Origin of the sequence: Dankookia rubra, from assembly GCF_004355005.1 — a bacterium.
Taxonomy (GTDB): domain Bacteria; phylum Pseudomonadota; class Alphaproteobacteria; order Acetobacterales; family Acetobacteraceae; genus Paracraurococcus; species Paracraurococcus ruber_A.
Map to the genome: position 1 here is coordinate 1 of NZ_SMSJ01000010.1, position 19,414 is coordinate 19,414.

The 19,414-nt window shown below is 71.8% G+C and carries 20 protein-coding genes and 1 pseudogene; 9 read left to right on the forward strand and 12 right to left on the reverse strand.

Features of this window, described 5'->3' with window-relative positions; genetic code table 11:
- Window positions 1-426, reverse strand: a pseudogene (locus E2C06_RS38695) (hypothetical protein); the annotation flags it as partial.
- 225 nt (window positions 427-651) lie between these two features.
- Here E2C06_RS38695 and flgE point away from each other — a divergent pair.
- The 4 genes from flgE to E2C06_RS10440 all read left to right on the forward strand — a co-directional run bounded on the left by flgE (window position 652) and on the right by E2C06_RS10440 (window position 5,080).
- Window positions 652-1,956, forward strand: coding sequence for a flagellar hook protein FlgE (gene flgE / locus E2C06_RS10425; RefSeq protein ID WP_165982316.1), 1,305 nt, complete (start codon window positions 652-654; stop codon window positions 1,954-1,956).
- 23 nt (window positions 1,957-1,979) lie between these two features.
- On the forward strand, window positions 1,980-3,500 hold the full coding sequence (locus E2C06_RS10430) for a flagellar hook-associated protein FlgK (protein WP_133288546.1): 1,521 nt from the start codon (window positions 1,980-1,982) through the stop codon (window positions 3,498-3,500).
- A 12-nt stretch (window positions 3,501-3,512) separates the two neighbouring features.
- Entirely contained in the window at window positions 3,513-4,580 is a 1,068-nt protein-coding gene (locus E2C06_RS10435) for a flagellin (RefSeq protein ID WP_133288547.1), read from the forward strand.
- Window positions 4,581-4,657: 77 nt separating this feature from the next.
- Window positions 4,658-5,080, forward strand: a complete 423-nt coding sequence (locus tag E2C06_RS10440) for a flagellar biosynthesis repressor FlbT (protein WP_133288548.1) — start codon at window positions 4,658-4,660, stop codon at window positions 5,078-5,080.
- 148 nt (window positions 5,081-5,228) lie between these two features.
- On the opposite strand, the gene E2C06_RS10445 is transcribed toward E2C06_RS10440, so the two are convergent.
- A complete protein-coding gene (locus tag E2C06_RS10445; RefSeq protein WP_133288549.1) occupies window positions 5,229-5,618 on the reverse strand; it encodes a hypothetical protein in 390 nt (129 codons plus the stop codon).
- 99 nt (window positions 5,619-5,717) lie between these two features.
- Here E2C06_RS10445 and E2C06_RS10450 point away from each other — a divergent pair, with 99 nt between their 5' ends.
- Complete coding sequence (locus E2C06_RS10450; RefSeq protein WP_165982317.1) at window positions 5,718-6,752, forward strand: AbrB family transcriptional regulator; 1,035 nt, start codon at window positions 5,718-5,720, stop codon at window positions 6,750-6,752.
- A gap of 69 nt (window positions 6,753-6,821) precedes the next feature.
- Here E2C06_RS10450 and E2C06_RS10455 read toward each other — a convergent pair whose 3' ends face one another.
- Window positions 6,822-7,493: a tyrosine-protein phosphatase gene (locus E2C06_RS10455; protein ID WP_133288551.1), complete on the reverse strand. Its 672-nt coding sequence runs from the start codon at window positions 7,491-7,493 to the stop codon at window positions 6,822-6,824.
- A gap of 109 nt (window positions 7,494-7,602) precedes the next feature.
- Between E2C06_RS10455 and E2C06_RS10460 the strand changes: the two genes are divergently transcribed.
- The 3 genes from E2C06_RS10460 (at window position 7,603) to E2C06_RS10470 (ending at window position 8,474) form a co-directional block, all read left to right on the forward strand.
- Entirely contained in the window at window positions 7,603-7,806 is a 204-nt protein-coding gene (locus E2C06_RS10460) for a hypothetical protein (RefSeq protein WP_133288552.1), read from the forward strand.
- A gap of 1 nt (window position 7,807) precedes the next feature.
- Window positions 7,808-8,017, forward strand: a complete 210-nt coding sequence (locus E2C06_RS10465) for a hypothetical protein (protein WP_133288553.1) — start codon at window positions 7,808-7,810, stop codon at window positions 8,015-8,017.
- A gap of 85 nt (window positions 8,018-8,102) precedes the next feature.
- Complete coding sequence (locus tag E2C06_RS10470; protein WP_133288554.1) at window positions 8,103-8,474, forward strand: YybH family protein; 372 nt, start codon at window positions 8,103-8,105, stop codon at window positions 8,472-8,474.
- A 139-nt stretch (window positions 8,475-8,613) separates the two neighbouring features.
- Here the strand turns inward: E2C06_RS10470 and E2C06_RS10475 are convergent, their stop codons facing one another.
- Window positions 8,614-9,408, reverse strand: coding sequence for an enoyl-CoA hydratase (locus E2C06_RS10475; protein WP_133288555.1), 795 nt, complete (start codon window positions 9,406-9,408; stop codon window positions 8,614-8,616).
- A 110-nt stretch (window positions 9,409-9,518) separates the two neighbouring features.
- Between E2C06_RS10475 and E2C06_RS10480 the strand changes: the two genes are divergently transcribed.
- Entirely contained in the window at window positions 9,519-10,601 is a 1,083-nt protein-coding gene (locus tag E2C06_RS10480) for a Zn-dependent alcohol dehydrogenase (RefSeq protein WP_133288556.1), read from the forward strand.
- An 89-nt stretch (window positions 10,602-10,690) separates the two neighbouring features.
- Here the strand turns inward: E2C06_RS10480 and E2C06_RS10485 are convergent, their stop codons facing one another.
- The 8 genes from E2C06_RS10485 to E2C06_RS10520 form a co-directional block, all read right to left on the reverse strand.
- Window positions 10,691-11,242, reverse strand: coding sequence for a hypothetical protein (locus E2C06_RS10485; RefSeq protein WP_133288557.1), 552 nt, complete (start codon window positions 11,240-11,242; stop codon window positions 10,691-10,693).
- A 340-nt stretch (window positions 11,243-11,582) separates the two neighbouring features.
- Window positions 11,583-12,758 (reverse strand): OmpA family protein, encoded by a 1,176-nt coding sequence (locus E2C06_RS10490; RefSeq protein ID WP_133288558.1) that lies wholly within the window; start codon window positions 12,756-12,758, stop codon window positions 11,583-11,585.
- Window positions 12,759-13,343: 585 nt separating this feature from the next.
- Window positions 13,344-14,507, reverse strand: coding sequence for an OmpA family protein (locus E2C06_RS10495; protein ID WP_133288559.1), 1,164 nt, complete (start codon window positions 14,505-14,507; stop codon window positions 13,344-13,346).
- Window positions 14,508-14,745: 238 nt separating this feature from the next.
- Window positions 14,746-15,837 carry an OmpA family protein gene (locus E2C06_RS10500; protein ID WP_133288560.1) on the reverse strand — a complete coding sequence of 364 codons (1,092 nt, stop codon included), beginning with the start codon at window positions 15,835-15,837 and terminating at the stop codon, window positions 14,746-14,748.
- Between the two features lie 352 nt (window positions 15,838-16,189).
- The gene (locus E2C06_RS10505; protein ID WP_133288561.1) at window positions 16,190-17,260 is read right to left on the reverse strand and encodes an OmpA family protein; all 1,071 of its coding nucleotides are present in this window, start codon (window positions 17,258-17,260) and stop codon (window positions 16,190-16,192) included.
- A 175-nt stretch (window positions 17,261-17,435) separates the two neighbouring features.
- A complete protein-coding gene (locus tag E2C06_RS10510; RefSeq protein ID WP_133288562.1) occupies window positions 17,436-18,575 on the reverse strand; it encodes a 5-(carboxyamino)imidazole ribonucleotide synthase in 1,140 nt (379 codons plus the stop codon).
- On the reverse strand, window positions 18,572-19,078 hold the full coding sequence (gene purE, locus E2C06_RS10515; RefSeq protein WP_206664506.1) for a 5-(carboxyamino)imidazole ribonucleotide mutase: 507 nt from the start codon (window positions 19,076-19,078) through the stop codon (window positions 18,572-18,574). The genes E2C06_RS10510 and purE overlap by 4 nt, the downstream gene beginning before the upstream one ends.
- A gap of 8 nt (window positions 19,079-19,086) precedes the next feature.
- Entirely contained in the window at window positions 19,087-19,287 is a 201-nt protein-coding gene (locus E2C06_RS10520) for a YdcH family protein (RefSeq protein ID WP_133288563.1), read from the reverse strand.
- Window positions 19,288-19,414: the final 127 nt, after the last annotated feature.

Genomic DNA, 19,414 nt, shown 5'->3' on the forward strand with positions numbered 1-19,414 from the left:
AGCCCCAGGGGCCGCCCCGGCCATGGCCGGCGGATCGGCGGAAGGCGCCGCGCCAGCCGCGCCCAGCAGCGCGGCGCCCGGGACCGCGCCGGCGGCCGCGGCCGTCAGGGGGAGGACGGTGGGTTGAAGGATTTGCGGTCCCGCGCCGGGCGGCGCTGGCGGCGCATCCTCCGCCGGCTCGGCCGCCGCGGCATCGGGTGCCGCTGGCGCCTTGTCGCTCGCCAGCCGCGCCAGGGTGCCGGCGAAGCCCCTGTCGGGGGATGCGGCGTCGCGCGCCGCGGCGGCGGGCGGGGTTGCGTCCGGCAGGCCCGGGGCAGGGACGTCTCGGGCATGCAGGCGCCGGGCAGGGTGGGACTGGGCAGCCCGGGACTGGACAGTCTGGGACTGGACAGGCGGGGGCCGGGCGGTCCGGGGCTTGGCGGGCAATGGCTGGGCATCCATGCCGCCCCGGTTGCGAGCGGCGTTCCACCCCGTGCCGGCCGAACTCCGGCAAGCCCGGCCGGCCACCCGGCAAGCCCTGCCGCCCCGCCGGCAAGCGGCGCCGGTCGCCCTTCGCCGAATCCTGGCACGGTCGCTGCAACCACGCCGCCGCAATCACCCCGGCCAGGTCCCCCGCGGCCCGGTCACCCTTCGTCGCCGGAGCTTTCCCGCATGTCCCTCTTCGGCTCTCTCACCGCCGCCATCAGCGGCCTCACCGCGCAGAGCAAGGCGCTCGGCGACATCTCGGACAACGTCGCGAACAGCCAGACCATCGGCTACAAGCGCGTCGACACGAATTTCGTCTCCTACATCACCCAGTCGAATGCCACGGTGAACGAGCCCGGCGCGGTCATCGCCCGGCCCAACTACACCAACGCCGTCCAGGGCACGATCGAGCAGGCGGAGCAGCCGCTGGCCATGGCGATCGGCGGCCAGGGCTTCTTCAGCGTGGCACTCGCCAAGGGCACCACCAACGGCCAGCCGGTGTTCGACGAGCGGCAGTTCTTCACCCGGGCCGGCGACGTCGCGCTCGACAAGGACGGCTACCTGGTCAACGGCGCCGGCTACTACCTGCAGGGCTGGCCGTCGGATGCCGCCGGCAATCCGGACCGCACCATCCTCAACCCCATCCGGCTGAACCAGCAGGTCTTCAATCCGGTCGCCACCACCAGGATCGACCTGGCCGCCAACCTGCCGGCGGATGCGACGACCACGCCGGTCACCACCCAGGCGCAGGTCTATGACAGCCTCGGCCGGCTGCACACGGTCAACCTGAGCTTCACCAGTGCCGGCACCAATTCCTGGACCCTGGGGCTGAACGCGCCGGACGACATCAACAGCGCCGCGCGCGGCACGGTCGGGCTGCATTTCGGCACCGGTGCCACGCCAGCGGTGACGGATGGCACGATCGGCACCTTCACCAATGCCACCGGCTCCGTCACCCTGCCCGGCACCAGCGCCACCGGCGACCCCGCCACCATCAGCTTCACCGCGGATTTCGGCCAAGGGGCGCAGACGGTGCAGCTGGCGCTCGGCAAGTTCGGCCTGGCGCAGGGGCTGACACAGTATTCCGGCACCGAATTCTCGGTCCGCAACAACGCCCAGGACGGCGTGCCGCTCGGCGCCTATTCCGGCCTATCGATCCGCGGCAACGGCGACGTCGCGGTGAACTACGACAACGGCCAGAGCCGCGTCATCGCCCGCGTCCCGCTGGTCGCCTTCAACGACCCGGAGAAGCTGCAGCGCCTCGACGGCCAGGCCTTCATGCGGACGCCCGAAAGCGGCGAGGCGCGGGTCACCGATGCCGCCTCGAACGGCGTCGGCAAGCTGGTCACCGGCTCGATCGAGCGGTCGAACGTCGACATCGCCACCGAGTTCACCAAGCTGATCGTCGCCCAGCGCGCCTATTCCGCCAACACCAAGGTGGTGTCGGCGACGGATGAGCTGCTGCAGGACACGATCAACATGCGCCGCTGAGCCGGGCCCGGGGATAGCCCGCCATGAGCCTCGACTCCGCCCTGCTGATCGCCCGCAGCGGCCTCGCCGCCGTGCAGCGTGGCCTGGCGCAGGCCTCGCAGAACGTCGCCAATGCCGACACGCCCGGCTACACGCGGAAGACCGTGCCGCAGCAGGCGGTCACGGTCGGCGACAGCCCGGCCGGGCTGCGCAGCGCCGAGGCGGCGCGTGCCGTCGATGCCGCGCTGCTGGCACGGCTCGATGCCAGTCGCGCCGGCAGCGCCGCCGCCGCGTTGCGGGAAACGCTGCTGACCGGCATCGAGCAGGCGCATGGCGACAGCGGCCAGACCCTGGCCGACGGGCTGGCCGACCTCCACACCCGCTTCCTCGCGCTGCGCGCCGCACCGGCCGATGCCGGCAAGCAGCAGGCGGCGGCCGCCGCGGCGGAGACCCTGGCGGGGCGGCTGAACGGCGTCTCGCAGGCGATCGGCACGGCGCGGCAGCAGGCGCAGGATGCGATCGTGGCCGAGGTGAAGACCGCCAATGCGGCGCTGCGCGAGGTCGCCACGCTGACCCTGGCGCTGCAGCGCGGCGCCGATGGCGATGCCGCGGCGCTCGAGGACCGGCGCGACGCGGCGATCGCCACCCTGTCGGAAAGCCTCGGCGTGCAGGCGGTGAAGCGGGCCGGCGGCGACCTGCTGCTGGTGGCCAAGGGCGGCATCGTGCTGCCGCTCGACCCCGGCCGCGACCAGTTCTCGACCGCGGAGGCTGCGGTGCAGCCGGCCAGCCTGTCGGGCGCCGGCGGCACCCTGCCGGGCGTCACGCTGAACGGGCTCGACATCACCGGCCAGGTCTCCGGCGGCCGGCTGGGCGAGGCGATCGCGCTGCGCGACCGCACCCTGCCGCGCTACCAGGCGGAGGCCGACGTGCTGGCCAGCAACCTCGCGGCCCGGCTGGACGGGGAGGGGCTGCGGCTCTTCACCGATGCCGACGGGACCAGCCTGCCGGATCCGGCGCAGCCCTATGCCGGCGGCGCGCAGGTCGGCTTCGCCGGACGCATCCGGGTGAACCCGGCCATCGCCGCCAACCCGGCCCTGCTGCGCGACGGCACCCGGGCGGTGGCGGGCAGCGCCGGCGGGCCGACCGCCTTCGTGCCGAACCCGGCAGGCGGGCCGGCCGGCTTCACCACGCTGCTCGACCGCGTGCTGGACTTCGCCTTCGGGGCGGAGGCCGCCGCCGGCCAGCCCTGGCCGGGCATCGCCACCGCCGGGCTCGGGCCGGACGGCACCCTGGCCTCCCCCTTCACCGCGCCGGCGACGCTCGAGTCCTATGCCGGGCGCATCACCGCCGCGCAGGCCGGCGACCGCGCCGCGGCGACCGTGGCCAAGGACCAGGCGACGGCGCTGGGCGCGGCGCTCGAGGCCCGCTTCGGCCGCCAGTCCGGCGTCGATACCGATGCCGAGATGGCCGGCATCGTCGCGCTGCAGAATGCCTATGCCGCCAATGCCAAGGTGCTCGGCACGGTGCAGGCGCTGTTCGACACCCTGCTTGGCGCGGTGAGGTAAGGGGATGGGCCGATGACCTCGATCAGCCTCCTCGGCCGGCTGGAAGCCGACAGCGCCGCGCTGCGCCTGCGGCTCGAGGGGCTGACCCGCCAGGCCTCGACCGGGCGGCGGACCGATGCGATCGGCGACCTGGCGCCGCAGTTGCCGCGGGCGCTGACGCTGCGCGGCGAGATCGTCCGGCGCGAGGCCTATGGCAGCGCGATCGGCGAGGCGCTGGGCCGCACCGCCGCCACCGGGACGGCGCTGCAGCGGCTGGCCTCGATCGCCGGCGAATTCGCCGGTGGCGTGGCGATGAAGCTCGACCCGAACGACACCGGCTCGCTCGCCCTGGTCGCCTCCCGTGCCAGGGCGGCGATGGTCGAGGTCGGGCAGTTGCTGAACAGCCAGAGCAACGGCGAATACCTGTTCGGCGGGTCCGACTTCGCCAACCCGCCGGTCCCGGACCCGGAAGGCCTGCCGGCCTCCGGCATGGCGCGGCAGGTGGCCGGCGCGGTGGCGACGCTCGGCGGCGGCAATGCGGCGGCGGTCGCGGCGGCGACGAAGGCGGCGGCGATGGACGACAGCGCCGGGGTGACGCCCTTCTCCGCGTTCCTCTCCGACCCGGCCGGCGGCCTGGCCGAGCCGCGGCGGAGCGTGCCGGCGGGGGATGGTCAGGCGATGGCCTATGGCGTCCCGGCCAACCGCAACGGCGCGGTGGCCTCGACCGGGGAGACCACCGGGTCCTGGGCGCGCGACCTGCTGCGCGGCCTGGCCAGCATCGCCGCGCTGGGCCCGGCCCAGGCCGCCGCGCCAACCGATTTCCGTGCCCTGGCGGATACCATCCGGCAGGGGCTGAGGAGCGCGGCGAACGGCCTGGCCGACGAGCAGGGCGCGCTCGGCCTGGCGGAGCAGCGGCTGCAGGCGGCGCAGGCGCGGCACGCCACCGTCACGGATACGCTGAAGGCACAACTTGCCGATGTCGAGGAGGTCGACCTTGCAGCCACCCTCACCCGCCTGCAGGCGACGCGAACCGCCCTGGAGGCGAGCTATACGGCGCTCGGCAATCTCGGCCGGCTGAGCCTGACCTCCTATCTCCGCTGACCGCGCCGCGGTTCAGGGACCGTTAAACGCAACCTGCGACGTTTCGCGGATTGCGCGCAGCGATAAAAGGAAGATGCATGTCCACGCTGGTGCTCGAGTTACGCCAGGGCGATCTGATGGTGGTGAACGGGGCGCCGATCCGCTTCCGCAATCGCGCGCGCATCGAGCTCGCGGCCAAGGCGCGCTTCCTGTTCGGCAAGCAGATCATGGCGCCGGAGACGGCGACCACCCCGGCGCGGCGGATCTATTTCGCCCTGCAGACCGCCTATATCGGCAACGACGAGGAACGGCCCGGCGGCCTGGTCGCGGCGCGCGGCCTGATCACCGATTTCCAGGAGGCGACGACCTCCGCCACCGTGCGGGAGATGCTGGGCCAGGCGCTCGCTTTCGCTGAGGTGGATGACTGCTACCAGGCGCTGAAGCTGGCGCGCCGGGTGATGCGGCATGAGGAGGAGGTGCTGGGGCTGATGCCGCCGGCGCCGCCGCGGGCCGAGGCCTGAGGGACGATCGCGGCCTGCGTCCCGGCCTGAACCCGGCGCCGTCGCGGCCCCGCCTGGTGTCCGAAGCGGATCCATGCCTCCGGGCCTTCGCGGCCTCCCGCGACAGGCCCTGAACGCGGAAAGAGGGGGCGGCGCCGGGCCGCCGGCGTCAGCCCCGGTCGGGCCGCGCCGGGGCGGCTGGGGCGGCAACCTGCGGGGCCGCCTTGGCCGCCGTATCGGCGGCCAGGCGTGCCGCCATCTGCGCCTCCATCCCGGCGCCCGGCTTCGGCGGCGGCGGGGTCGGTTCCGGCCTGCCGCGGGCGGAGCGATAGGCGGCCAACTCGCGCTCGGTCGGCAGGGTCGCGGTGCGGCCGGATCGGTCGCGGAACTCCAGCACCACCAGCCCCAGCGCCGGATCGAGCCGCAGCGACGGGTTCGGCAGGCCGGGCGAGGCTGCCTCGGGCCTGCCGGCAGGCTCGTATGCCGCGGCCCTCGGCGGGGCGGCTTCGCTGGGAGGATCCGCCCCGCGCGGCGGGGGGAGGGGGCTGAGCGAGTTCATGATCGGGCCGTCCCGATTTTCGAGACAAAGGCTGAAGGAAGCCTGAATCCGGCCCGACCGGTTTGACGGATCGGGCCGCCGGCGCGAAGGTCGGGCGCCTTGCGGACCCTCCCGACCCAGCTCCTCACCACCGGAAGCGCCGCCCTCGGCGGCGGCCTGCTGGCGCTGCTGCACCTGCCGCTCGCCTGGATGATCGGCGCGATGGTGGCGACCGCGACGCTCGCCTGGCACCGGCCGGTGGCGGTGATCGGCTGGGCGCGGCCGGCCGGGCTGGTCTTCCTCGGCCTCGGGCTCGGCGCCACCTTCTCCGGCCCGGTGCTGGCGGCGGTCAGCGGCGCCCTGCCGGTGCTGCTGGCCGGCGGCGTCATCGCCATCGCCACCGGCTTCGTCGTGGCGCGGCTGTTCACCCGGCTGGCGGGAACGGATCCGCAGACCGGCTTCTTCTGCGCCGTCCCCGGCGGGGTGATCGTCATGGCCATGCTGGCGCAGGACGCCCGCGCCTCGGTCGCCACGGTGACGCTGGCGCAGACCATGCGGGTGCTGGTGGTGGTGCTGACCTTCCCGCCGCTGCTCGGCTGGCTGGCGCCGCACGGCGCCTTCGGCGAGTTCATGGCGACGCGGCAGCCGGTCTGGTGGCCGGGGCTGCTGGCGATGGCGGCGGGCGGCCTGGCCATGGCCTGGCCGCTGCGCCTGGCGGGCCTGGCCAATCCCTGGATGCTCGGCCCCTGCGGCGTGGCGATCGGCCTGGCGGCGACCGGGCACCTGCCGTCCGGCGTGCCGGCCGTGCTGCTCAACGCGGCGCAGGTGGCGATGGGCGCCTCGCTCGGGACGCGGCTGACCAAGAGCTTCCTGCTGACCTCGCGCCGGCTGGCGGTCGCCGCGGTGATCTCCTCGGTCGTGCTGTCCCTGCTGCTGACCCTGATCGCCTGGGGCATGGCGCGGCTGGCCGGGCTGCCGGTGCCGGCGTTGATCCTCGGCATGGCGCCGGGCGGGATGCCGGAGATGGCGCTGACGGCCAAGGCGCTGGAACTGGCGGTGCCGCTGGTGCTGGGCTTCCACCTGACCCGGACGGTGCTGTGCAACCTGCTGGTCGGGCCGCTGCACCGGATGGGGCTGAAGCTCGGGCTGCTGTGAGGCGATCGCCGACGAAGCGGATCCGCGCCTCCGCGCGGCAACCCGTCCTGCGGCGATCGATCCGGCCCGCTATTCCCGCCGCAGGATCCCGTCCAGCAGCCGGTCGGCCCAGGGCTGCGAGGTGAAGTCGCGCCGCAGCGCCGCCTCCTCGTAATCCTCCCTGACCCACTCGAGGAAAGGCTTCGGCGCCACCCGCGTCGCCGCCGCGTAGCGGGCGAAGAAGGCGTCGAGGATGCCGGTCTTGCCCTGGCGGATATGGCCGTGGCGCAGCGTGAGTTGCGCCATCGCCTGCCCGACCGGCCGGCCCTGCAGCAGCAGCCAGAGCCCGGCCGCGAGCCCGGTGCGGTCGGCGCCCGACTTGCAGTGGATCAGGATCGGCTCCGGCACGCTGGCGAAGACCTCCGCCAGGCGGAGGATGCGGTCCTTGTGCGGCGCGCCGCGGCTCTCGAAGGGCGCGTCCACATGCACCAGGCCGGCGGCGGCGGCGGCGGCGCGGCCGAGCCGGTCGGAGCCGCAATCCCGCCGCTCGCCGCGCAGGTTGATCACGGTCCGCAGGCCGAGCCGGTGCTGCGCGTCACGCAGTTGCCAGGGCAGCGGGTGATTGGACCGGTAGAGCCGGCCGCTCTCGACCACGCCCCAGTTGCGCCAGGAGACGCGGAGCAGGGCGTGGTCGACGAAGAGGCTGTTCAGCCAGGCGCGGCTGCCGGGCATGGCGGCGGCCCGGGTGGGGGTGGCGGACATGCCGCCGGTATGGGGTGCGGAACGGTGGAAGGCCAGGGGACAAATATCGGGAACAGCGTGGGGCGGGGGCGCGTTCGCGACGGGTCACAGGCCAGGAAGAGGAACGCCCATGTCGAAGGCCCACCTGCCGCCGGTCCCGCCGGCCGGCATCAGCCCGAAAGGTCCCGGCCCGCACCAGGACCATGCCGGGGACATGTCGGCCCAGGCCGCCGAGGCAACCAAGTCCGGCCGCGACCGCAACCTCGCGGAGCAGGGCCGGCAGGGCAACATCAAGCAGAACACCACCCACCAGGGCCACCAGCAGGATCGCTGAGATGAAGCAGCAACGCGGCGAGCACGAGGTGAAGCGCGACGAGGGCGGGCCCGGCAGCAGCCACCAGGGCGGCGGGCACGGCAGGGCGCATCGCGACCGGGACGACCACGGCCCGACCCCGGGCGAGGCGACCAATCCCGACCGAAGCCGGGTTTCCGGCGGCGGCGAGCGCGACCGGCACCACGTCCACGACCCGAGCAACAAGTCCTGACCGCGGCCGGGTCGCCTGTCGCGGAACCGTGAAGGAGTGCCTCCCGCCGCCGGTGCAAGCTGCGCCGGCAGGCAGGGAGGCGACCATGGCGCATGAGGCATTCCGCGCGACCAACCGCATCTTCGAGGAAGATGCGATGGGCCGGGGCGACTTCGCCGCCCTGGCGCGGGTCTATACCGAAGGCGCCCGGCTGTTCTCGCCCGGCGTGCCCGCCATTACCGGGATCCCCGGCATCATCGACTACTGGAAGGGCGCCGCCGGTGCGCTCGGCGTCACCGGGGCGAAGCTGCACAGCCTGGAAGTGACCGTCACCGGCGACCGCGCGACCGAGCTCGGCCGCGGCGAGATCTTCACCAAGCCCGGGGCGCCGCCGGTCACCGTCAAATACGTGGTGCTGTGGAAGCAGGAAGGCGGCGCCTGGAAGTGGGACGTCGATTGCTGGAATCTCGACGCCTAGCAAGGCAAGGCCGGGGAGAAGGTATTCTCCCCGGACCCTTGATCTGTTTCTCTGAGTCGGCACGCGCTGCGCGGCTGCAGCCGGACCTACGAGAAGCGACGGACAAGCTTGGGAATGGAATACTGTTCCCTCGCCAAGCTTATCGCCCGCTGAAAACCGGCGGGCGCTTCTCGGCGAAGGCCTTCAGCGCCTCCCGGTGGTCCTCGGTGTCGCGGCAGCGGGTCATGCCGAAGGCTTCGACATCCAGCGCCTCGGACAAGGTGCCCTGCTCGGCGACCTGCATGTTGCGCTTCATGTGGTGCCAGGCGACGCGCGGCCCGGCCGCCAGCTGCTTCGCCAGCGCCATGGTCGTCGCCGTCAGCTCGGCATCCGCCACCAGCTTGTTCAGCAGGCCGAGCCGGGCCATCTCGGCGGAATCGATGACCTCGGCGGTGAAGTAGAGTTCGCGCGCCTTGGCCGGCCCGACCAGGCGGTTGAGGAACCAATGGCCGCCGAAGTCACCGGAAAACCCCATCTTGCCGAAGGCGGTGCCCATCCGCGCGTTGGCGCCGCCGATGCGCATGTCGCAGGCCAGCATCAGCGACATCCCCGCGCCGGCCGCCACGCCGTTGACCATGGCGATGGTTGGCTTGGGCATCTCGTGCAGGATGCGGGACGCCTCCATCCGCGCGCGCAGCGACATCTGCGCCTGCTCCCGCGTGCCATCCAGGATCGGCTTCTCGCCGGTGGCGCGCGCCTTCATGTCGCCGCCGGCGGAGAAGCCGCGACCCGCGCCGGTGAGCACCACGCAGCCGACCGACATGTCGCCGGCGATGCGCGTCAGGGCTTCCAGCATCTCGGTCAGCATGTCGCCGCCGAGCGCGTTCAGGCTGTCCGGCCGGTTCATGGTGAGGGTGGCGACGCCATCCTGCTCGGTCACGAGAAGATCGGGCATGGGTTTCCTCCTGCTTCTGCCGTCTGGCGCAGCCTATACCGCCGGCGCAGAATAGCGCGCTACCCGTCGCGCAAAGGCAATGACGCGACCGGAGGAGGAGAGGACATCCCATGAAGGCAGCGGTCCTGCACGCGGCGAACGAGCCCCTGACCATCGAGGAGGTCACCCTGCAGAAGCCGAAGGCGCGGGAGGTGCTGGTGCGCACCGCCTTCGCCGGCCTCTGCCACAGCGACCTGCATTTCATCGAGGGCCTCTACCCCCATCCGATGCCGACCGTGCCGGGCCACGAGGTCGCCGGCGTGGTCGAGGCCGTCGGGTCCGACGTCACTTACCTCTCGCCCGGCGACCACGTGATCGGCTGCCTGTCGGTCTTCTGCGGCGCCTGCCAGCAATGCACCGGCGGCCGCACCGTGCTCTGCGAGAATACCGAGGTGAAGATGGTGCCGGGCCAGTCCCGCCGCCTGTCCTGGAAGGGCGGGGAGCTCATGCACCAGTTCCTCAACCTTTCGGCCTTCGCCGAGCAGATGGTGGTGCACGAGAATGCGCTGGTGAAGATCGACCGCGACATCCCGCTCGACCACGCGACGCTGGTCGGCTGCGGCGTCATCACCGGGGTCGGCGCCGTCATCAACACCGCCCGCGTGCCCGCGGGCTCGACGGTGGCCGTCATCGGCTGCGGCGGCGTCGGCCTCTCGGCGGTGAACGGCGCGGCGCTCGCCGGCGCGTCGCGCATCATCGCGCTGGATACGCTGCCGGAGAAGCTGGAACTGGCGAAGGTTATGGGCGCCACCGACACCGTCCTCGTCGGCAACGACGACCCGGTGCAGGCGGTGAAGGACCTGACCAATGGCGGCGTCGAGTTCAGCTTCGAGGCGCTGGGCCTGAAGAAGACCGCCGAGCAGGCCTTCGCCATGCTGCGGCCGGGCGGCACCGCGACCATCGTCGGCATGGTGCCCTTCGGCCAGAAGATCGAGCTGCACGGCTTCGACTTCCTGCGCGAGCGGAAGATCCAGGGGTCGTCGATGGGCTCCAACCACTTCCGCACCGACATGCCGCGGCTGCTGACCATGTGGCAGCAGGGCCGCCTCAAGCTCGACCACCTGATCAGCTCGACGCTGAAGCTCGAGGAGATCAACGACGGCTTCAAGCGCCTGAAGGGCGGCCATGTGGTGCGGCAGCTGATCGCCTTCTGAACCGGGCGGCCGCGCTTCGCATCGGGACAAACGCGGCGCCGCCCGCGCGCCGCGTGCCCGGGACGACGCCCGCCCGTCCGGGAATCGCCCTATCGGATCCGGTCCAGCCGGTCGAAGTCCGAGGCGACCATGCCGGCGGCCGCCACCGTCTGCGGCATGCGCGGCATGTTGGACAGGCGGGCGAGCACCACTCTCGGCCCGGCCGGAAAGGCCGGGCCGGTCAGCGCCGCCTCCGCCCCGGCCTGGTTGCCGGCGCGCAGCGCGGCGCCGGCCCGGCGCATTGCCTCGATCACCGCCTGCGGGTCGGCGCTGGCCGGGATGCCGAGGTAGTCGCGCATCTCGGCGCGGCCCTGCTGCAGCGTCTGCACCACGGCCGGATTGAGCACCGGCGCGTAGATCGGGCTAGTCGCCAGCTCGCTGGCGAGGAATTCCTGCTGCTCGACCGCGACGGTCGCATTGGCGGGGGAGCCCACCCAGCGGCTGGGTTCGCCGAAGTTGCGCGGGGCGCGCAGCGCCGCGCCGCGCACCGGATCGCCGATGCCCCAGAGATAGGGCGCATTGGGGTCGGTCTCGCAGCCGCCAAGGGCCAGGATGGTGCCAATCCCGCCAAGGAGGGCCATCACCCCGCGTCTCGTCCGCATCCGCATCTCCTGCCTTGTGGTCCAGGCATATTCACGAAGCATGGAGCGGGCAAGCCTCGATGCGCGACCATGGGAGCGCCAGGGCGGAGGCCGCGTTGAGCCGGGATCGGAACGCAACGGAAGGTCACCATGCGCGGCATCCTCCTCTGGCTCCTCGGCATCCCCATCCCGATCCTCATCCTGCTGTACCTGTTCCACGTGATCTGACCGGGTCTGGAGCCCGGACGCGAAAAAGGGGCGCCTCGCGGCGCCCCTTCCCAATTCCGCCCCCCGAAGGCCGGCCCGGTTGTCCCGACCGGGCCGGTGGTGTCCCGGGTGTCGCCACCCGGGACGTTCAGGCTCAGCGGAGGACGATCTCGACCCGGCGGTTCTGCGGCTCGCGCACGCCATCGGCCGTCGGCACCAGCGGACGGCTCTCGCCGTAGGCGGTGACGGCGATCTCGTTGCGGCTGATGCCGCGGGCGACCAGCTCGGCCGCGACCGCATCGGCGCGGCGCTGCGACAGGCGCTGGTTGTAGGCCGGCGTGCCGGAGCGGTCGGCGTGGCCGGCCACCTCGATCCGCGTCGACTGCACCCGGCCGGCGTTGGAGGCCGCCTCGGCGATGATCTCCCGCGCGCGGGCGGTCAGGTCGGCGCGATCCCAGTCGAAGAAGACCAGGTAGGTGCGCGCCGGGGCCGGCGCCACGGCCGGAGCCGCAACGGCAACCGGCGGCGGCGGCGGCGGCGGCTGGAACAGCGCGTAGCGCAGGCCGAGCATGACCGAGTGGTTGTAGTTGTCGGCCTGGATCTTGCCGGCAGCGCCGATCTGGTTGTTGGTCGGGCTGCGGATCGTGGTGAACAGTTCCGGCTGCAGGGTGCCCATGAAGCGGTATTCCGCCGTCAGGGTCAGGCCGGTGACGCCGAGCCAGGTCAGCGGGGTGCCGACGCCGACGATACCCTGGTAGGCGAACTGCGCATCGGTGTCGTTGGCGTAGAGCACCGCGCCGCCACGGCCCGGGGCATTGCTCTGGCCGCGGATGTTGCGCCACTCGGTCCAGGCATAGCCGGCGCCGACGCCGACATAGGGCTGGAAGATGGACTGGCCGAGGCCGAAGTTGGCGAAGTCGAAGTCATAGAGGACGTTCGCCATCACGCCGTAGGTGCGCTGGAAGCCACCGGTCCGGCCGATCGGAGCCAGGTTGAAGCCGCGGATGCTGTCGACTTCGTTCTCGCGGAAGTTGCCTTCGATTTCCGCCCGGAAGCCGTTGCCGAAGCCCCAGCCCAGGCTGCCGACGCCGCCCCAACCGGTCTTGAAGTTCGCCTTGCCGGCATTGTCGATGGTGACGTTGTTCGGCAGACCGAAATTACCCGGCGTGCTGCTGCCGCTGAGGTCGAACTTGGACGGGTTGTTGATCCAGTTCGCCCCGGCGCCGAGGCCGATGTAGAGGCCGGTCACCGGCTGGGCGCTGGCCGCGAGAGGGGCCACCAGCGGGGCCGCCAGGATGGTCGCTGCCAGCAGCGCCCTTTTCAGAGTCATTGTCGCATCTCCGTGTTCGTGGCGCCTGCCGCGGGAACCGGGGGGTCGGTTCGCTGGCGACATGCGCTCATGCGCCTAAAGAAATCCGGGGCCGGAGGTTCATCGGTCCCGCTGCAAGCCCGGGCGCTGTTGCATCAGCGCCACAGTGCCCCGAAGGGGGGGCAAGGCGGGCGATGCGCGGCGCGTCGGAACGCCACGGAGGTAGAGCAGATTAGCCGCGCCAAGTGGCCCCACGGCTGCGCGAGCAGCCCGGTCGCAACGGCAGAAGACGGACCCTGTTGCCAAATAGACACGCCATATTTTGACTGTAAGTACAGTGTAACCAAGTATCGCAATCCAGTATCGGTGGTGTGAGGCACCGGACGACGAAGCCAATGTCAGGCATGATACTTACAACATGGCTCCCGCTTCCGTGATGCCGGTGCCTGCAGTTTGGCCGGAAGGGCTGCCGGACGGGTTTCCATGGCGGAACAGCGGGCAGGGCGCCGGCGCTGGGTGCAGGGGCGCGACAAGACGCCGAATCGGAAGGGGCGCCTCGCGGCGCCCCTTCGCAGCATGGTCAGGCGCCGCCGGCGCCGCGGCGCTTCAGCGCAGGACGATCTCGACCCGGCGGTTCTGCGGCTCCCGCACCCCGTCGGCGGTCGGCACCAGGGGCCGGCTTTCGCCATAGGCGCTGACCGCGATATCGCTGCGGGCGATGCCGCGGGCCACCAGTTCCCCCGCCACCGCATCGGCGCGACGCTGCGACAGGCGCTGGTTGTAGGCCGGGGTGCCGGAGCGGTCGGCATGGCCCGCCACCTCGATCCGCGTCACCGCGGCGCGGCGGGCATTCTGCGCCGCCTCGCCGATGATCTGGCGGGCCCGCCCGGTCAGGTCGGCGCGGTCCCAGTCGAAGAAGACCAGGAAGGTGCGCGCCGGGGCCGGAGCCTCGACCGCCGGCGCCACCATCGGGGCCGGCGCCGGCGGCGGCTGGAACAGCGCGTAGCGCAGCCCGACCAGGACCGCGTGGTTGTAGTTGTCGGGCTCCACCTTGCCGCGGTCGGCCACGCTGTTGTCGGGCCGGCGCAACTCGGTCTGGATCTTCGGCGTCACGGTGCCGAGGAAGCGGTATTCCGCCGTGACCGACAGCCCGCGCAGGCCGAATTGCCCGAGCGGGAAGGCCATGCCGGCGATGGCCTGGTAGGCGAACTGCCCGTCCGAATCATTGGCGGTCAGGCTGAGGCGGCTGAAGCTCGGCACGCTGGCGGCGCGGACGCCCTGCCACTCGGTCCAGACATAGCCGGCGCCGAGGCCGAGATAGGGTGTCACCGGGCTGCCGGCGATGCCGTAGCGGGCCAGGTCGATGTCGTAGAAGACATTGCCCATGGCGCCGTAGCTACGCTGCTTGCCCTGGATGCCGATGAAGGGCGAGAGGTCGAAGCCGCCGATCGCGTTGACGTCGTTCTCCCTGTAGTTGCCCTCGACTTCCGCCCTTATGCCGTTGCCGAAGCCCCAGCCGAGCGAGGCGAGGCCGGCGAAGCCGGCATCGAACCGGGCGGTGCCGGCATTGTCGATGCTGGATTGCAGCTGGTAGCCACCGCGGCGCAGCGCGATGTCGGCGTCCTGCACCTGGTTCCAGCCGCCGCCGCCGGCGATGTAGAGGCCGGTGACCGGCTGGGCCCGGGCCTCGGCCCCTGCAAGGCCCCCCCAAGGCCCGGCCGCTGCCGAAAGAATGGTCGCTGCCAGCAGCGCCCGTCGAAAACTGCTCATTCCTGCTCCGTCCCACTGAGATGCCGCGGCCCTGCAACCGAAGAACGGTTCCCCCGCGGGGCCGCGTGCAGGATGGAGAATGTTCAAGCGCTGGCCTGGGTTCGCGCCAGGCGGTGCATGGCAGCGGGATGTGGCGGAAGGACCACAGCCGTGTATGGCGCGCGCGCCACGGCCCTTGAACGCAGAAAGGGGCGCCTCGCGGCGCCCCTTCCCGACAAGCCCGATGCGGCCGGCCCGATTACTTCAGGACGATCTCGACGCGGCGGTTCTGCGGCTCGCGCACGCCGTCCGCGGTCGGGACCAGCGGGCGGGTCTCGCCGAAGGCGCTGACCGCGATCTCGTTCCGCGCGATGCCCTGGCGGACCAGCTCGGCGGCGACCGCATCGGCGCGGCGCTGCGACAGGCGCTGGTTGTAGGCCGGGGTGCCCGAACGGTCGGCGTGGCCGGCCACCTCGATCCGCGTGGTCTGCACCTTGCGCGAGGCACCGGCAGCCTCGCCGATGATCTGGCGGGCGCGCTCGGTCAGGTTGTACTTGTCCCAGTCGAAGAAGACGAGGTAGGTGCGGGCCAGGGCCGGGGCGGCGACCGGCGCGACCACCGGGGCCGGCGGCGGGGCCGGGGTATAGAGCGCGTAGCGCAGGCCGATCAGCGCCGAGACGTTCTCGTTCTTCGGCTTCCAGTAGCTCTGCTGCGACACCGTCGGCGAGACGCGGCTGGCATCCTTGAAGCTCGGGTCGAGCGTCGCGTAGTAGCGGCCCTCGAGGGTGAGGGCGAGGCCCGGCACCATCGAGCCCAGCTCATAGGCGACGCCGAGGATACCCTGATAGGCGAACTCGCCCTTGGTCTGGGTCGAGGGGAAGCCGAAGCTGGCGCCCTTCTCGATCTCGTTCCAGCCGTAGCCGACGCCGGCGCCGATATAGGGCACCACCGGCCAGCCCATGCGGAAATCGTACAGCACGTTGACCATCGCGCCGTAGGTGTTCAGCCAGGGGCTGCTGCTGCTCCGCGGGCGGCCCGGGATGGTGGCGCTGTCGACCTGGTTGGTGCGGTAGTTGCCCTCGATCTCGGCGCGCAGGCCGTTGCCGAAGCCCCAACCGAGCGAGAAGAGGCCCATGATGTTGGGATCGGTGCTCACCTGCGCCCTGCCGGTCGCGGTGTTCGTCACCCGACCGGGCGTGGCGACGAGCGAGCGCGAATAGTCGCCGTCCGCATCCAGACGGAAATTCGCGCCGACCCCGGCGCCCACATAGAGCCCCGTGACGGGCTGTGCCTGTGCGGCCAGGGGCAGCGACAGGATCGTCGCGGCCAGGGCGGCCTTCCTGAGGGTCATCCTCGTCTCTCCTCGATCGTTCATCGACCAACTGTCACGCCGTCGAAAGTATATTGCATGCCAACACGACGGTGTGGGGAGAGACCTATCATCGCCTGCCCGGCAATGGCAGACCGTATGGACCATTTCCGCATCAATGTGGCGGATAAGACACACATAGGCATGGCAAAATCATCACATCCCGGGCGACGGTGTCCGGAGCGATGCTTGGGGTTGATTTGAGCAGAAATGGAAATCTGATGCCGCGAGATTGCCCCGGCGGTTGGTGCCGCTGCGGAGTCGCCGAGGCCTCTATGCAGAAAGGGGCGCCTCGCGGCGCCCCTTCCCGACAAGCCCGATGCGGCCGGCCCGATTACTTCAGGACGATCTCGACGCGGCGGTTCTGCGGCTCGCGCACGCCGTCCGCGGTCGGGACCAGCGGGCGGGTCTCGCCGAAGGCGCTGACCGCGATCTCGTTCCGCGCGATGCCCTGGCGGACCAGCTCGGCGGCGACCGCGTCGGCGCGGCGCTGCGACAGGCGCTGGTTGTAGGCCGGGGTGCCGGAGCGGTCGGCATGGCCGGCCACTTCGATGCGGGTCGTCTTCGTGGTGCGGGCGGCGCCGGCGGCCTCGGCGATGATCTGGCGGGCGCGCTCGGTCAGGTTGTACTTGTCCCAGTCGAAGAAGACGAGGTAGGTGCGGGCCAGGGCCGGGGCGGCGACCGGCGCGACCACCGCGGCGGCAGCGGGAGCCGGCGCGTTGAAGGCGTAGCGCAGGCCGACCAGGACGGAGTGGTTGTAGTTGCCCGACTTGACCTCACCGGCGCGCAGCACGGTGCCGGTCGGGCCGGCGCCCGAGCGAACCTCACCGTCGATCTTCGGGTCGACCGTGCCGTAGAAGCGGTACTCGGTGGTCAGGGTCACGCCCGCACCGAGGTTGTAGCCGACGCCGGCGATGGCCTGGTAGGCGAAGGCGCCCGCGGTGTCGTCCGAGGTCGCAGAGGCGTTCAGCACGGTGGAGCTGGCGCGGTACTTGTCGGTCTCGAGCCAGCCATAGCCGGCGCCGACGCCGACATACGGCGTAAAGGGCGTGCCGGTCTGGATGTCATAGAGGACGTTCGCCATAACGCCGTAGTTGGCGAGGGCGCCACGACCGCCGACGGTACCGCCGCCGCTGACCTTGCTCTTGTCGACGTCGTTGGTGCGGTAGTTGCCCTCGACCTCGGCGCGCAGGCCGTTGCCGAAGCCCCAGCCGAGCGAACCGACCGCGGCCCAGCCGGGCTTGGTCTCGATCTTCGCGCCATAGCCGAGAGCGTTGAACTTGCTCTCCTGCATGAAGTTCACGCCGGCGCCAGCGCCGACATAAAGGCCCGACACGGGCTGCGCCTGCGCGGCCACCGGCAGCGCCAGAACCGTCGCGGCCAGAAGGGCCTTCTTGAGGGTCATCCTCGTCTCTCCTCGATCCGAATAGGCAAAGCTTTCGCGCCGCCAGACCTGCCCAGGGCACGACTCCATCGGTGCGTGGAAAGACCCTACCATCGCATGACGCGCATTGGCAGGCGTTACGAACCAGAAAAGCGATAATGTTGCCCAACGGCCACAGTGCCGCATGGCATTTCCGTCACAGCCCGTTGAGGGCTGCCTCATCGGCCATCGCCGCCAGGCTGCCGAGCGGCAACAGGCGGTTGGCATGGCCCAGCTTCCGCCCCGGCCGGGCTTCCGCCTTGCCATAAAGGTGAGGCACGACGCCGGATTGCCGCAGCAAGGCGGGCCAGCGCGCCATGCCCTCCGGCCCGACCAGGTTCAGCATGACGACGTCGTGGTGCCGGTCCGGCGCCGCCAGCGGCAGGCCCGCCACCGCCCGGACATGCTGCTCGAACTGGCTGGCGGCGCAGGCATCCATCGTCCAGTGGCCGGAATTGTGCGGCCGCGGCGCGATCTCGTTGCCCAGCAGCGACCCGTCCGGCAGCAGGAAGAGCTCGAGCGCCAGCACGCCCACCAGGTCCAGCGCCGCCGCCACCGCGGCCGCATGCGCCCGCGCCGCCACGGCAATGGCGGCGGGCAGCCGGGCCGGGGCGAAGCTGAGGTCGAGGATGTGGTCCCGGTGGCGGTTCTCGACCGCGTCGTAGACCGCCGCCGCGCCATCCGCGCCGCGCGCCGCGATCGCCGAGAGCTCGGCGGCGAAGGGCACGAAGGTTTCCAGGATCAGCGGCTTCGGGGCGAGCCGGGCGAAGGCCGGCGCGGCATCCGCGGGGTCACGCAGCACCGCCTGGCCGCGGCCGTCATAGCCCATGCGGGTGGTCTTCAGCACCGCCGGCAGGCCGATCGCGGCGATCGCCTCGGCCAGGTCCGACTCGGTATGGACGGCGCGCCAGGGCGCCACCGGGACGCCGGCGCGGGTCAGGAAGTCCTTCTCCCGCAGCCGGTCCTGGCAGATCCGCAGCACCTCGACGCCGGGACGGCAGGGCACCAGCGGCTCGATCGCCGCCAGGGTTTCGGCCGGGACATTCTCGAACTCGAAGGTGACGACATCGACCGCGTCGGCGAATTCCGCCAGCGCCTCGGCGTCCTCGTACGGGGCGACGGTCGCCGCGGCGGCGACCTGCATGCCCGGCCCGTCCTGTTCCGGCGAGAAGACGTGGCAGCGGTAGCCGAGCCGCGCCGCCGCCAGCGCCGACATCCGGCCGAGCTGGCCGCCGCCGAGGATGCCAATGGTCGCGCCGGGCGGCAGCGGGAAGCGGCCGGCGAAGGCGTCGGTCACGGGGCGGGCTCGAAGGGCGCCTCGGGGACGCCGGCGGTTTGCGCCGCGCGCCAGGCATCCAGCCGCCCCGCCAGCGCCGGGTCCGACAGCGCCAGGATGGCGGCGGCCAGCAGCGCCGCGTTGATCGCGCCGGCGCGGCCGATGGCCAAGGTGCCGACCGGGACGCCGCCCGGCATCTGGGCGATCGAGAGCAGGCTGTCCATGCCCTTCAGCGCGTGGCTTTCGACCGGCACGCCGAGCACCGGCAGCGGCGTCATCGCCGCCGCCATGCCCGGCAGGTGCGCCGCGCCGCCGGCCCCGGCGACGATGACCTTGAGGCCTCGGCCGCGCGCGCCCTCGGCATAGGCGACCAGCCGGCCCGGGGTGCGGTGGGCGGAGACAACCCGGGTCTCGTGCGGGACGCCGAGCTTCTCCAACGTCTCGGCGGCATGGCGCATCGTCTCCCAGTCGGAGCGGCTGCCCATGATGATGCCGACCAGCGGCATCGGATCCTCGGCGGTCATGGCGGGTCTCAGGCGATGATGTCGGGCAGCAGCCGGCTTTCCAGCCAGGTGATCTCGTCCTTCAGCTTCAGCTTGCGCTTCTTCAGCCGCTGGACCTGGAGCTGGTCGGTCAGGCTGTCCGACAGCCTGGCGATGACCGTATCCAGGTCACGATGCTCGCTTCGCATCTCATGCAGGCGGCGCAGCAGGGAGTCGCGGTCATCCAGCATCAGGGCATGCGCTCGGCCAGTGGAGGTCGTGACGTGAAAGGAGGGTGCATTTGCCCCCCCGCCGCCCTTACCATGGCCGGGCGCGGGCGCACAGCACGGCCGTGTCCTGACTGGGTCGCCGTGCCAG